We start from the raw sequence: 12427 nt of genomic DNA, 5'->3' as shown, positions 1-12427 counted from the left end.
ACAGGTTACACTTCTTCTTCCGGGATCTCCTGTGTATCCAGGGCTGCATCCAGCAGCTGATTGTAGGTCTCATCGTCATTCTCCAGCAGTGCATCTACTTCCAGGAACTGCTCTTCACTTCCCGGCTCACCGGCGAAGCTTAAGCTGTAATCCCATTCGGTTCCCCGTGTGCTGAAAAAAGTAATCTCATACGGAGAATTATGATTCTCCAATTTGAATACCGTCCGCCCTACAAAGCTTCTATCCTCTACACGTTTCATTTCTGCTTTTATAATTTCCAGGCTCATACTCTTTCCTTCCTTTCATCTGATCATACCCGCAAGAATCAGTATAACATTGATATGTAAGCAATTCCTTTCCTTTTGCGCTGTAATTGACTTTTTTCATCCGGCGGTTAATAATTTAATACAATGCTTATCCGAGAAGCTACCCTATAGTAAATGGAGGAAATCGCAATGACACAAACAGAGCATCAATTGAAGCTTAGCAAGTATGCAGATCTGGCGGTGCAAATCGGTGTTAATGTTCAGCCGGGACAAATTCTGGTCGTGAATGCACCTATTACCGCAGCCGAATTCGTGCGCCTGATTACAGCCAAAGCTTACGCCATCGGTGCCAGCCAGGTCAAGGTCAACTGGAGCGATGAATTCGTTACCCGCCAGCAGTTCGAGCATGCCGCGCCGGAGGTCTTCACCAAGGCCCCTACCTGGCTCGCAGGTGAACTGACGGAATTCGCTGAGAATGGCGCTGCCTTCTTATCCGTAATTGCCGAGAATCCTGATGCGCTCAAAGGCATTGATCCCGAGCGGATCGCCAATTTCCAGAAAACCCGGGGAGCCGCACTCACGAAATACCGCGAAATGCAAATGTCCGACAAAGTCAGCTGGAGTATTGTTGCCATCCCGTCCCAGCCGTGGGCCGACAAGGTATTCCCCGAGCTGCCTGCCGAAGAACGTGTTGACAAGCTCTGGGAAGCTATTTTCCACACAGTCCGTCTGGACCGCGAGGACCCGGTTGCAGCCTGGCAGGAGCATCTGGACACGCTGGAGCAGAAGGCCGATGTGCTCAACGCCAAGAAATACAAAAGCCTGCATTACATAGCCCCTGGAACAGATCTTGTCATCGAGCTGCCTGAAGGACATCTATGGGCGCAAGGTGACAGCATCAATGCTAAAGGCCACTCCTTTGTCGCTAATATGCCAACTGAAGAAGTATTCACGGCTCCCCTGAAAACCGGTGTTAACGGTACTGTACGCAGCACGAAGCCGCTTAGCCATGGCGGGAACATTATTGACGGCTTCTCGATCAGCTTCGAGAACGGCCGTATTACCAGCGTCAGCGCGGAGCAGGGCCAGGAAGCTCTGGAATACCTGATCAGCATGGATGAAGGTGCCAAATACCTTGGAGAGGTAGCGCTTGTGCCGCACAAATCGCCGATCTCTGAGTCCGGCATCCTCTATTTCAATACATTGTTTGATGAGAATGCATCGAACCATCTGGCCATCGGAACTGCTTATGCCTTCTGCCTTGAGGGCGGCAAGGACATGAACCAGGAGGAGCTGACTGCACGCGGCCTCAATAACAGTGTAACCCATGTTGACTTCATGATCGGCTCAGCTGAGATGGATATCTACGGTATTACGGCAGACGGTACGCAGGAGCCTGTGTTCCTCAAAGGAAACTGGGCATTCTAATTCTTTCTGCTGACCCAAAAAGTACACACATAGAAGATGTTAAGGGAGCTGAAAAGCTATGCCGGATTTCAAGCAAAAGCTGGAAAATTATGCACTGCTCGCGGTGAAGATCGGGGTGAACATTCAGCCCGGCCAGACGCTGGTAGTGAATGCTGATATCGTATCGGCTGAGCTGGTACGCCTGATTGTACGTCAAGCCTATGAGGCTGGCGCAAAGCTGGTTAAGGTTAATTATTCGGATGAGCAGGTTACACGTACCCGGTACGATCTCGCCCCGTCTGAGAGCTTCTTAGAGCCGCCTAAGTGGCAGGCTGATGAGCTGGAGGACCTGGCCCGTAACGGCGCTGCCTTTCTGACGATCATCTCAGCAGATCCTGATCTGCTGAATGGCGTAGAGCCGAGCCGGATAGCGGACAATCAGAAGACCGCCGGACAGGCTATGGCGCCATACCGGGAAATGATGATGGCGAACCATGTCAGCTGGAGCGGCATCGCCTTCCCTTCCCCGTCATGGGCGGCCAAGGTCTTTCCTGATGCTGCCCCGGAGCAGCAGATTGAACTGCTCTGGGATGCCATCTTCAAGGCTGTCCGTGCCGACCAGGAGAACCCGGTTGAAGCCTGGAGCAAGCATCTGGGCGGACTCAAGCAGCGCTGTGATCTGCTGAACGCCAAGAAATACCGCAAGCTCCATTACACGGCACCAGGCACCGATCTGACTATCGAGCTGCCTGAAGGCCACATCTGGTGCCAGGCCGGTGCGGTGAACAGCCGCGGCAAGTCGTTCCTGGCTAACATTCCGACAGAGGAAGTGTTCACGGCACCTCTGAAGACCGGAGCCAGCGGCACAGTCAGCAGTACGAAGCCGCTTAGCTACGGCGGCAATATCATCGACCGCTTCACGCTGACCCTGGAGAACGGTAAGGTCACTGACTTTACCGCAGAGGTCGGACAGGAGGCTCTGGCTTCCCTGCTGGCAATGGATGAAGGCGCGGCTTACTTCGGTGAAGTGGCTCTGGTGCCCTTCCACTCCCCGATCTCGGAGAGCGGCATTCTCTATTACACCACATTGTATGATGAGAATGCTTCCTGTCACCTGGCGCTTGGCGCGGCTTACGCGTTCACTCTGCAGGATGGTATCCACATGACCAAGGACCAGCTTGCTGAGCGCGGTATGAATCAGAGCTTGACGCATGTCGACTTCATGATGGGCTCGCCGGAGATGAATATCGACGGCATTAACGACGACGGCTCAGCTGAGCCGATCTTCCGCAGCGGTAACTGGGCCTGATTGTAACTGTTACTGTGCTATGAATAGTTTTTGCAGCCAAACCTCCGAAATTTCCGTTAGCGGAAATCCCGGAGGTTTTTTCATGTTTTTATTCACATTTCATATCAATAGCCCAAATTCAAAGAAATGTTCAAAATAACTTCACAATATTGTTGAATTATATTCACAAATATGCCACAATACAATTAAGAAAACTCTTTACAATCCTTAATAGGAGGTAATCCTGATGAAAGAATCTTTGAATCAAGATCCGGAGCCGACAGAAATTGAGCGTATGGATGTCCAGCCTCCCAAAGATTTAAGTATTGTCGCTTCCGATGCAATCAAATACACTGCTTACATCATGCTCCTATTCGGATTCTTATACTTCCTGATTGCATACCTTGGACCTATGCTGTAAGAAGTTCTCCATATAAGCACGTAATCGTAAGCGCTTCCCTGATCAAATTAAAAAAAGGCAGTCTCCGCAGTGCGGAGACTGCCTTTTTTTGTTATAGAGTGCCGGTGAGGTCGAAGCAGCATCCGGATCTCCAATGCATGTCTCAAGCTCGTCAATTACCGTTCATCCTTAGGCGGCATCCGTTGATTCTGTCTTCTGCCTGCTTCGCTTTTAAAATCATGGAATTTCTCTGAAAATAAAAGGTTTTTCCTCTTAAATTACTTCATCCCCCTTTAATCATCCATGTAAATAAGTGCTTTATTTATATAAGCTTATACGGAAGTCAAAGTTTATTAGCAAAACATAAGTAAAGGAGAATTATTCATGAGCTCAAACACTGCATTTATAAGAAAAGGCGCTGCAAATGAGCCGTCTTCCAAACGTCTTCCGTGGGCCGGGTTGCTAGCTTTAGCCATGGCGGGCTTCATCTGCATTCTTACGGAAAGCCTGCCTGCTGGATTACTGCCGCAAATTGCACAGGATTTTGGCATTAGTGAAGCTTTTGCCGGACAATTGGTCACACTCTATGCAGCGGGTTCACTTCTGGCCGCCATTCCTTTGACAGCAGCTACCCGCGGGTGGAGACGCAGGCCACTGCTGCTGCTGTGTATCAGCGGATTTCTTGCCTTTAACACCATCACTGCGTTATCTTCCGTTTACATACTGACGCTTGCCGCGCGGTTCTTCGCAGGTGTCTCGGCAGGTGTTCTGTGGGGGATGACAGCCGGTTATGCACGGCGCATGGTGCCTGATCCGCTGAAAGGAAGAGCGATGGCTGTAGCGATGATCGGCACCCCGCTGGCATTGGCGCTGGGCGTTCCGCTTGGTACTTTTTTCGGAGCATATACAGGATGGCGCCTCATTTTCGGAGCTGTATCATTACTCACAGTAGCTCTTATTGGCTGGGTGCTCTGGAAGGTGCCGGATTATGCTGGTGAGCCTGCCGGTGATCAGCTCCCTTTCCACAAAGTGTTCCTGATTCCTGGTGTACGGACGATTTTGTTCGTCGTCTTGACCTGGGTACTGGCTCATAATATTTTGTACACTTATATTGCACCGTATCTTGCGGGAACCGCATTTGCTCAGCGGGTGGATTTAATTCTGCTTATTTTCGGAATTACCTCGGTTGCTGGCATTTGGGTGACAGGCATACTAATTGACCGTTTTCTAAGAATGCTGGTTTTAATCAGCATCACAGGATTTGTTTTGGCTTCTGTAGCCTTGGGAACCGGAATGAATCAACCTGCAATCATCATTCTTGGTGTTACAGCCTGGGGGTTTACGTTTGGCGGGGCAGCCACTTTACTGCAGACAGCAATAGCACAAGCTGGGGGAAAAAGCGCAGATATAGCCCAGTCGATGCTGGTTACTGCATGGAATGTGGCCATCGGCGGGGGAGGCATCATCGGCGGATTTCTGCTTGAACTGCTTGGAGCCGGATTCCTTCCGGGGGCACTAATCTTCTTGTTGCTCCCCTCTTTGCTTGCAGCCTGGCAAGCGAAAAAGCATGGTTTCCCTTCCTGAAAAAAGTGAGTCTTATGCGAGCAAATCAGTCTCTCCAATGAGATTCTTATAAGCAATCGGTGAAGACATTACAATAAGAGTCGTATAGGTTCCGTATTGATCACACCGGTTTTCAAACTCTTCCAGCCCCTGTGTTGTTTCTGTGAGGACCTTCAACAGATAATTATGCTCTCCGCTTATCCGGTAGCACTCCGTGACCTCCGGTGATGCACGGCAAAAATCAAGGAAGGGATAGCAATTGCGGGTCCGTACAAGCATATAGGCAGTGCATTGCTTACCGATTTTGTGTGAAGAAATTACGGTCCGGTATTCCTCGATAACCCCTTTTTCTTCCATGCGTTTTACACGTTCAGTAACGGCCGGTTGAGACAGTCCTACCAGCTTCCCAATATCTGTCATTGATAATCTCGCCTGATTCTGCAAATGAAGCAGGATATTGTTATCAATTTCGTCCAAGAAAATCAGCCCCTTTGTTTTAAAAGTTATTTCTTTTAAATACCTTTAGAATCATCGAAAGTTTCTTCTTTTAACTTGTTTGCTTTATGTAAGACAGCAGAAATTATTTATATAATAAACACACTTGCTATGAATAATCAAGTAAATTACAACAGGAGAGGATGAGAAGCATGAGAAAAACAAAGCTGGAATGGCTGCATAAAAGCGTCGATGAAGTAATTGACCGCACCCTTGAGGAAAAAAGGATCGTAGGTACCGTCGTCCTGATTGCACAAGGGGGGAACCTGGTTTACCGCAGGTCTGCCGGGTTAGCCGACCGCGAGCAGAAACGGCCGATGCTGGAGAAAGCTTTGTTCAGATATGCTTCGGTAACGAAGCCGATCGTGTCAACGGCAGCCTTAGTACTTATTTCGCAAGGAAGTTTGCAGTTAAACGATCCGGTGGAACAATGGCTGCCGGGCTTCCGTCCCAAGCTGCCAAACGGACAATATGCCTTCATCACCATACAACATCTGATGACACATACCGCCGGCTTAACCTACCGTTTCTTCCAGAAAGAAAGGGGGACTTATGAGCTTGCCGGGGTCTCGGACGGCATGGATCTGCCAGGAATTACACTTGAAGAGAATCTGCAACGACTCGCTTCTGTTCCGCTTCTATATGAGCCGGGAACAATGTGGAGATATTCCATAGCAACAGACGTGCTCGGAGCGGTCATTGAAAAGGTAACTGGAATGCCGCTAAGCGAAGCTGTACGTTTGCTTGTAACTCATCCCCTCTCAATGCTGGATACGGATTTCATGGCTGTGGACGCAGACAGATTGACCACGGCTTATGCAGACAGTGCGGGAGAGCCCCGGCGTTTGCAGGATTTTGATACCGTTCCTTTCGTGGAGGGGACGGCAGGATTTCTCCTTTCACCCGGCAGGTTTGCCGATAAGACAGCCTATCCCTCGGGAGGAGCCGGCATGATTGGCAGCGCAGGAGACTTCCTTAAACTGCTGGAAGCTTTGCGGCAGGGAGGAAATCCGATTCTGCCCGAGGCTCTTGTCGCAGAAATGACAACCAATCAAATTGGCAGCCTTGAGATGCCCTATTGGCCGGGGAGAGGCTTTGGACTTGGTTTCACGCTGCTTAGAGACCCGGTTGCTGCCAATACACCGGAATCGCCGGGAACGTGGCGGATGGGCGGCACTTATGGTCATTCCTGGTTTGTTGATCCGAGCGAGGAGCTTAGTGTTGTAGCGTTCACCAATACAGCGCTTGAAGGAATGTCAGGGAGGTTTACAACGGAGCTGTGCGAAGCGGTATACAAGGGTATCCGAGAAGCTAAGTTATTTTGAGAAATTGCAAAATCACCTGATCAAATAACAAAAAAGGTAGCTCTCGGCTAAGCTGGAGAACTACCTTTTTGTTGTAAATCCATTGAGCTTATTCTCACTTCCAACCCAGTGTCTTATTGATCCAGGCGATGGCCTCTGGAGTCCAGACTCCGTCCATCTGTGAACGCAGCCAGGCAATTGCCTCTTCTCTCGTTCCCTCAAAGGGCATCATTCCTGCTTCGTGCATCCAGCGGCCTGTAGTTTCGTAAGAGGTGCTGTTCCAGCCGTTTGGCTCACCGTCAGCATTCAGCCGCTGCTTGACTCCGGAGATTACAATATCAAGCATACCTTGAAGCTCTGTTACCGCATTATCGAACGCTGTCTTCTTCTCTTTGGCCTTCATATCAGCCATTGCCCGCAGCTGCCGGGTCTCGATTCCTTCCTGCTCACGTATGATCTGCAGCAGGGTCAGCGCTTCTTTGGTAGCAAGACCGCTGTCGTACCGTTCTTCCAGTGTCCGCGTGCTGCCTGCCGCCGCCAGGTAGGCAGGCAGCCACTCACGGGAGACGAGCACCGCTTTTTTCTTAATAAATTTCCCGTATCCGGCAAGTCCCTCACCAGGAAATCTGACACGCCAGCCCCAAGGGTCCTGCTCAGAGCCGGTATGCCAATTCTCCGCAAGCGTCAGCCCGTTTACTGAAGGGTGCCCGGGGATCAATGCTGCCAGCGGGACAATCCCCATTCTTCCAACTACCTCTGCCATCTCCTCAAACGTCGTAACTATGCCTTGCTCATCTGCAACTGTCATCCTTCCGCCTCCAATACTCTTATTCTTCCAGTTAATCTTCCTCTGCTGCCTGTCCCATGCAGCGGATACCGGCAAGATACGCGCGGATCAGCCGGATCAGGCTGACATTCAGGTCCAGCGGCATTCCGAATCCGCCCTGATTCTCGAGGGCGGAGAATCCGTGCAGAATGCTGCGCAGTCCCCTGACCGCATGCAGTTTGCCTTCCTCATCCAGCCCGAAGGCGGAGAGCGCCCCGATGAGCAGCTCCAGAATCTGCTGTCCCGCTGCTTCAAGCAGCGTGTCTCCTTGCTCAGGCGCTCTCAGCGTCGTCTCGTACAGCCCCGGGCGCTGCCTGGCAAACTCGATATAAGCCAGACTCATCGCATGGACAGCCGCTGCTCCGCTGAGCCCTTCTGCCGCTTCTGACATAGATTCATGCAGCAGCTCCAGGCCATGTACGGCAAGCAGCGTCCGGAGTCCGGCCAGTCCGTTAATGTGATTATACAACGATGGTGGACGGACTCCCAGCTTGGCTGCCAAGGCAGCCAGTGTTACCTGCTCAACGCCCTGCGTGTCCGCCAGCTCTGCTGCAGCCAGCACCAGGCTGTGTGTATCCAGACCTGCTCGTACCATGCCTACCTCCCCTTTCAGTGATGTCCTAATGCCTTGGCCGCCTCAGCTGCAGCCTGCTTCATAATCTCCACCGGATTCTTCACCAGATCCCCATGGCCTGCTGCCAGTACGGAAGGTGCAAGCGCAATCAGCTTATGTGCACTGGCCAAGGCTTGACCGAAGCTCCAGGTTGCCATCGCCGGAAATGGAAACGAGGCCACCTTCTTGCCGGCTACTGCCATTCCCCGGAAAGTCTGAAAGGCATCTCCGGCAATCAGGGCGCCTGAGCGCTGATCCTGGAATGACATCGATCCCGGTGTATGCCCTGGAGTACTTATGGCTCGCAGAGAACCGACGGTATCCCCGTCATAGAGCAGGATATCCGGCCGGGTAACTACCTTGGCCGGCACACTGCCCTTAATCGGCAGCTGCGGCTCCCCGTCCCGCAGGGAGCGGTCGCCGGCCAGCAGTGCAGCATCCCGTTCAGAGATGTAGACCTTAGCTTCAGGAAGCAGCTGCTTCAGCTTATCCAGCGCCCCGACATGATCTGCATGCGCATGGGTCAACACAATCCGGGATAGCGGTTTATTTAACCTGGCGGATTCGCGGAGAATACCTTGAGTGCTAAACGGCATGCCGGCATCAATCAGGGTCAGCTCTTGTTCTTCTTCAATCAGATAGCAATTAACAGGGAACAATCTGGGCAGCCAGGTAAGCTGATGCAGATAGCCTTCTTGGGTTACTCTCATACGGACACTCCTCTAAACTAATGGTATTAGTTATAATATAAACTAATGACATTAGTTTAGCAATAGGCTACCGAAATGTTGTGCAGTATCACTCCAGCTTGTTATTTGCATTTTTGGTGGAACGCTTAAGCCAGAGCCACTGCAGGCCGGTAATCCCCAAGAAGAACACGACCATCCCCACTACTGTACTTACGATGTTACTGCCCAAATCAGCCTTTCCGCTGCCAGTCAGCTCATCAATGAACATCAGGATCCCCCAGACCAGTGAACCGGCTGCTCCGGCAATCAGGTTCATCTTCTTAAGGCGCTTAACATCCCCTTTTCGGTCCGGAAGGAGGTACAAGCCGCTCCTGATTCCGCGTACAGTAATGTACAGACAAGCCGCCATCAGAATCAGAAACGTATCCAGCCAGTATTTCATGTCCCATTGCAGGATAAACACCTTAACCAGCAGACTGACCATAATTCCGGCAAAAACAATCATAAACCCGTGCGAGTTCAGACTTTGCAGCTCTGCTGTGATCCGTTCATCCTTAATTGCCCGCTCTTTCATTCTTCTTCCTCCCAGAAAAGTTCATCTAAAGTAGTTCCCAGTGTCTTACAAATGGCAATACAAAGCCTGAGGGTTGGATTATATCCGCCCGCTTCAATCAGACCGATCGTTTGCCTGGTTACACCGACCGCCTCAGCCAGCTGCTCCTGCGACCAATCGCGTTGAATTCGGGCAAGCTTAAGCTTTACATTCTTCTTGTCCCCCATCAGCTACCTCCTGCCCAGATGGTTATATAGACCAATTGTAATCTATACCTTTCATTATGTACAATATATATTGCATGAATCACAAAAAAAAACATCCCGCAGGATGTTTTCACTTGAGTCAACCATCAGCCGAAGCGGCCCATAATGTATTCCTGGGTCATCTGGTTTTCAGGATTACTGAAGACCTTCTCGGTCTTGTCGTATTCCACAAGCGAGCCCAGATAGAAGTAGGCGGTGTAGTCTGAGATCCGTGCTGCCTGCTGCATGTTGTGGGTTACGATAACGATGCGCAGTTCTTCTTTCAGCTCTTTAATCAATTCTTCAACCTTGCCTGTAGATACAGGGTCAAGGGCTGAAGCCGGCTCATCCAGCAGCAGAATCTGCGGGTTAACCGACAGCGCGCGGGCAATGCACAGACGCTGCTGTTGTCCGCCGGACAGGGCCAGCGCAGAGTCCTTCAGGCGGTCCTTCACTTCATCCCATAGCGCCGCACGGCGCAGGCTGCTCTCAACGATTTCATCCAGCGCCTGTTTGCCTTTGATTCCATGATACTTCGGACCGAAGGCAATGTTGTCGTAGATGGATTTATAGAACGGGTTGGGCTTCTGCCATACCATACCGATTTTTTGGCGCAGCTTGATTACATCGGTACCGGAAGCATTGATATCTACACCGTCAATCCAGATGCTGCCTTTGGTGGTCGAGCCGGAAATATCATCATTCATCCGGTTAAGCGAACGGAGGAACGTCGATTTACCGCAGCCCGAAGGGCCGATCAGTGCAGTTACTGTGTTCTGGGCGAATGGAAGACTGATTCCTTTAACTGCTTCATATGTGCCATAAAAAATACTCAAATCCTCAGTTTGAAATGATTCACGCACTACTGGTTCCGCAATACCCATCTCATCTGCCTCCTACGGTTTCTCTTCTCTTTGATCAAATATGATTCTAGTTCATTCTCTTGGATGCAGTCAGCTTACGGTAGATGAATCTGCCGAAGAAGCGTGCCGCCAAGTTAAAGATCAATACTGTAATGACCAGCACTGCTGAAGCGCCTGCAGCGATTTGAATGGCATCCGGTGCCAGACCTTCGCTGTTCACCTTCCAGATATGCACCGCCAGCGTCTCTGCCGGACGGAACGGGTTAAGCGGTGAAGACGGGCTTAGCGGGTTCCAGTTGCTGAAATCCAGACGCGGGCTGCTCATCCCCGCTGTGAACATAAGCGCTGCGGCTTCACCGAATACACGGCCTGCAGACAGGATTGTACCTGTAATGATCGTTGGCAGCGCAACAGGAAGCAGTACGGAGGTAACGATTTTCCATTTGGATAGTCCAAGCGCAAAACCTGCTTCCTTCTGCTGCTTAGGCACAGTGCGGAAAGCCTGCTCAGTAATACGCACCATCAGCGGAAGATTGAAGAAGGTCAGCGCCAGCGCGCCTGAGATCAGGGAGAAGCCGAGATTGAATGTATTAACAATTAGCAGGAGACCGAACAGGCCGACGATGATTGAAGGGAAGGAAGACAACACTTCCACAATCAGGCGGATGAAGTTGGTCAGCTTGCCGGGACGGGCATATTCTGCCATGAAGATTCCTGCACCCAGTCCAAGCGGAATTGTAATAATCAGGGTCAGGACCAGCAGGAACAGGGAGTTGAACAGCTGCGGCCCCACCCCGCCGCCTGCGCGGATCTTCTGTGGTGCCGAGGTCAGGAAGTCCCAGCTGATATGACTCATGCCGCGGACCAGAATGTATCCGAGCAAGCCAATCAGTATAGCTACGATCAATAAAGCGAAGGTTACAATAACACCAGTGGCGATTTTATCTGCTGTTTTCGGCTTCAAATTTTAGCTCTCCTTTCGAGCATTCTTACCAGCAATACGAATACAAATGTCATCAGCATGAGCACGAGTGCCATACTCCATAGCGCATTGTTCTGCGGGGAGCCCATTGTCGTGTTCCCCATCCCGAGAGTGATAACACTCGTCAGAGTGGATGCGGATTCGAACAGGGAGCGCGGAACGAACGGCGCATTACCGATAACCATCTGTACTGCAAGTGCTTCACCGAATGCACGGGCCATCCCCAGAACCACACCAGTCATAATTGCCGGGAAGGTTGTCGGAAGAATGACGCGGGAGATCGTCTGCCAGCGTGTGGCACCGAGCGCAAAGGAAGATTCTTTCAAGTTTTGCGGCAAAGATGCAAGCGCGTCTGCAGCCACGCTCGTAATGGTCGGCAGAATCATTACCGACAGCACTAGCGCGCCTGCAGCAACCCCGATGCCCTGACCGGGCAGAGTGTTCCGCAGAAATGGTACAATAACGCTTAAGCCTACGAATCCGTATACGACGGACGGAATACCGGACAGCAGCTCAATGACCGGCTGCAGCAGCTTTTTGCCCCAGCCCGGAACAATTTCCGTCATGAACAATGCGGCGCAGATACTCAGCGGGCTTGCGATAAGCGCTGCAAGCAGTGTCACGAGGAAGGAGCCCGAGATGAACGGGAATGCTCCATAGGATGGTGTATCTGCCTCCGGTGACCATTTGGTTCCGAACAGGAAATCAGATACCTTTACATTACCGTTAACGAAATTGGCAATCCCTTTAGACGCTACGAAATATACCATCGATACTATAATTACAATCAATAGCAGGACACAAAAAGACATATAAGCGCGTCCGATAAAGTTCTCAATATGATGTTTTTCAAACCGAGTATTTTTAGACTTTACCCTCAAGTTGCTCCCTCTTTCTAAAGTGAAAAGAGAGGCAGAAGAATTCCGCCTCTAA

At 50.9% G+C, this 12427-nt stretch carries 15 protein-coding genes; 5 read left to right on the top strand and 10 right to left on the bottom strand.

Annotated features, from left to right (window positions below):
• Window positions 1-5 precede the first annotated feature (5 nt).
• A complete protein-coding gene (locus LOS79_RS07520; RefSeq protein ID WP_315417642.1) occupies window positions 6-287 on the bottom strand; it encodes a hypothetical protein in 282 nt (93 codons plus the stop codon).
• A 168-nt stretch (window positions 288-455) separates the two neighbouring features.
• Here LOS79_RS07520 and LOS79_RS07515 point away from each other — a divergent pair, with 168 nt between their 5' ends.
• The 4 genes from LOS79_RS07515 (at window position 456) to LOS79_RS07500 (ending at window position 4945) form a co-directional block, all read left to right on the top strand.
• Window positions 456-1694 carry an aminopeptidase gene (locus LOS79_RS07515; protein WP_315417640.1) on the top strand — a complete coding sequence of 413 codons (1239 nt, stop codon included), beginning with the start codon at window positions 456-458 and terminating at the stop codon, window positions 1692-1694.
• 58 nt (window positions 1695-1752) lie between these two features.
• Window positions 1753-2982 carry an aminopeptidase gene (locus LOS79_RS07510; protein ID WP_315417638.1) on the top strand — a complete coding sequence of 410 codons (1230 nt, stop codon included), beginning with the start codon at window positions 1753-1755 and terminating at the stop codon, window positions 2980-2982.
• 226 nt (window positions 2983-3208) lie between these two features.
• Window positions 3209-3382, top strand: a complete 174-nt coding sequence (locus tag LOS79_RS07505; RefSeq protein ID WP_315417635.1) for a hypothetical protein — start codon at window positions 3209-3211, stop codon at window positions 3380-3382.
• Between the two features lie 363 nt (window positions 3383-3745).
• Window positions 3746-4945, top strand: a complete 1200-nt coding sequence (locus LOS79_RS07500; protein ID WP_315417633.1) for an MFS transporter — start codon at window positions 3746-3748, stop codon at window positions 4943-4945.
• A gap of 12 nt (window positions 4946-4957) precedes the next feature.
• Here LOS79_RS07500 and LOS79_RS07495 read toward each other — a convergent pair whose 3' ends face one another.
• Window positions 4958-5401, bottom strand: coding sequence for an Lrp/AsnC family transcriptional regulator (locus LOS79_RS07495; RefSeq protein ID WP_315417630.1), 444 nt, complete (start codon window positions 5399-5401; stop codon window positions 4958-4960).
• Window positions 5402-5571: 170 nt separating this feature from the next.
• Between LOS79_RS07495 and LOS79_RS07490 the strand changes: the two genes are divergently transcribed.
• Window positions 5572-6744 carry a serine hydrolase domain-containing protein gene (locus LOS79_RS07490; protein ID WP_315417628.1) on the top strand — a complete coding sequence of 391 codons (1173 nt, stop codon included), beginning with the start codon at window positions 5572-5574 and terminating at the stop codon, window positions 6742-6744.
• A gap of 94 nt (window positions 6745-6838) precedes the next feature.
• On the opposite strand, the gene LOS79_RS07485 is transcribed toward LOS79_RS07490, so the two are convergent.
• The 8 genes from LOS79_RS07485 to pstC all read right to left on the bottom strand — a co-directional run bounded on the left by LOS79_RS07485 (window position 6839) and on the right by pstC (window position 12375).
• Entirely contained in the window at window positions 6839-7531 is a 693-nt protein-coding gene (locus LOS79_RS07485; RefSeq protein ID WP_315417626.1) for an AlkZ-related protein, read from the bottom strand.
• Window positions 7532-7562: 31 nt separating this feature from the next.
• Window positions 7563-8144 carry a TetR/AcrR family transcriptional regulator gene (locus LOS79_RS07480; protein ID WP_315417624.1) on the bottom strand — a complete coding sequence of 194 codons (582 nt, stop codon included), beginning with the start codon at window positions 8142-8144 and terminating at the stop codon, window positions 7563-7565.
• Window positions 8145-8158: 14 nt separating this feature from the next.
• Complete coding sequence (locus LOS79_RS07475; RefSeq protein WP_315417622.1) at window positions 8159-8872, bottom strand: MBL fold metallo-hydrolase; 714 nt, start codon at window positions 8870-8872, stop codon at window positions 8159-8161.
• Window positions 8873-8960: 88 nt separating this feature from the next.
• A complete protein-coding gene (locus tag LOS79_RS07470; protein WP_315417620.1) occupies window positions 8961-9425 on the bottom strand; it encodes a DUF6773 family protein in 465 nt (154 codons plus the stop codon).
• Entirely contained in the window at window positions 9422-9631 is a 210-nt protein-coding gene (locus LOS79_RS07465) for a helix-turn-helix transcriptional regulator (protein WP_315417619.1), read from the bottom strand. The genes LOS79_RS07470 and LOS79_RS07465 overlap by 4 nt, the downstream gene beginning before the upstream one ends.
• A 125-nt stretch (window positions 9632-9756) precedes the next feature.
• The gene (gene pstB / locus LOS79_RS07460) at window positions 9757-10533 is read right to left on the bottom strand and encodes a phosphate ABC transporter ATP-binding protein PstB (RefSeq protein WP_315417616.1); all 777 of its coding nucleotides are present in this window, start codon (window positions 10531-10533) and stop codon (window positions 9757-9759) included.
• Window positions 10534-10579: 46 nt separating this feature from the next.
• Window positions 10580-11476: a phosphate ABC transporter permease PstA gene (pstA, locus tag LOS79_RS07455; RefSeq protein ID WP_315417614.1), complete on the bottom strand. Its 897-nt coding sequence runs from the start codon at window positions 11474-11476 to the stop codon at window positions 10580-10582.
• On the bottom strand, window positions 11473-12375 hold the full coding sequence (gene pstC / locus LOS79_RS07450) for a phosphate ABC transporter permease subunit PstC (RefSeq protein WP_315417612.1): 903 nt from the start codon (window positions 12373-12375) through the stop codon (window positions 11473-11475). The genes pstA and pstC overlap by 4 nt, the downstream gene beginning before the upstream one ends.
• Window positions 12376-12427: the final 52 nt, after the last annotated feature.

This window comes from Paenibacillus sp. MMS20-IR301 (assembly GCF_032302195.1).
Taxonomy (GTDB): Bacteria; Bacillota; Bacilli; order Paenibacillales; family Paenibacillaceae; genus Paenibacillus_AQ.
This window is presented reverse-complemented; position numbering and strand designations above follow the sequence as displayed.

Excerpts from the sequence above, each read along its gene's own strand:
- LOS79_RS07510 (WP_315417638.1), top strand. The coding sequence starts at position 1,753 with ATGCCGGATTTCAAGCAAAAGCTGGAAAATTATGCACTGCTCGCGGTG.
- LOS79_RS07490 (WP_315417628.1), top strand. The coding sequence starts at position 5,572 with ATGAGAAAAACAAAGCTGGAATGGCTGCATAAAAGCGTCGATGAAGTA.
- LOS79_RS07500 (WP_315417633.1), top strand. The coding sequence starts at position 3,746 with ATGAGCTCAAACACTGCATTTATAAGAAAAGGCGCTGCAAATGAGCCG.
- LOS79_RS07470 (WP_315417620.1), bottom strand. The coding sequence starts at position 9,425 with ATGAAAGAGCGGGCAATTAAGGATGAACGGATCACAGCAGAGCTGCAA.
- LOS79_RS07475 (WP_315417622.1), bottom strand. The coding sequence starts at position 8,872 with ATGAGAGTAACCCAAGAAGGCTATCTGCATCAGCTTACCTGGCTGCCC.
- LOS79_RS07485 (WP_315417626.1), bottom strand. The coding sequence starts at position 7,531 with ATGACAGTTGCAGATGAGCAAGGCATAGTTACGACGTTTGAGGAGATG.
- pstB (WP_315417616.1), bottom strand. The coding sequence starts at position 10,533 with ATGGGTATTGCGGAACCAGTAGTGCGTGAATCATTTCAAACTGAGGAT.
- LOS79_RS07520 (WP_315417642.1), bottom strand. The coding sequence starts at position 287 with ATGAGCCTGGAAATTATAAAAGCAGAAATGAAACGTGTAGAGGATAGA.
- LOS79_RS07505 (WP_315417635.1), top strand. The coding sequence starts at position 3,209 with ATGAAAGAATCTTTGAATCAAGATCCGGAGCCGACAGAAATTGAGCGT.
- LOS79_RS07480 (WP_315417624.1), bottom strand. The coding sequence starts at position 8,144 with ATGGTACGAGCAGGTCTGGATACACACAGCCTGGTGCTGGCTGCAGCA.
- LOS79_RS07515 (WP_315417640.1), top strand. The coding sequence starts at position 456 with ATGACACAAACAGAGCATCAATTGAAGCTTAGCAAGTATGCAGATCTG.
- LOS79_RS07465 (WP_315417619.1), bottom strand. The coding sequence starts at position 9,631 with ATGGGGGACAAGAAGAATGTAAAGCTTAAGCTTGCCCGAATTCAACGC.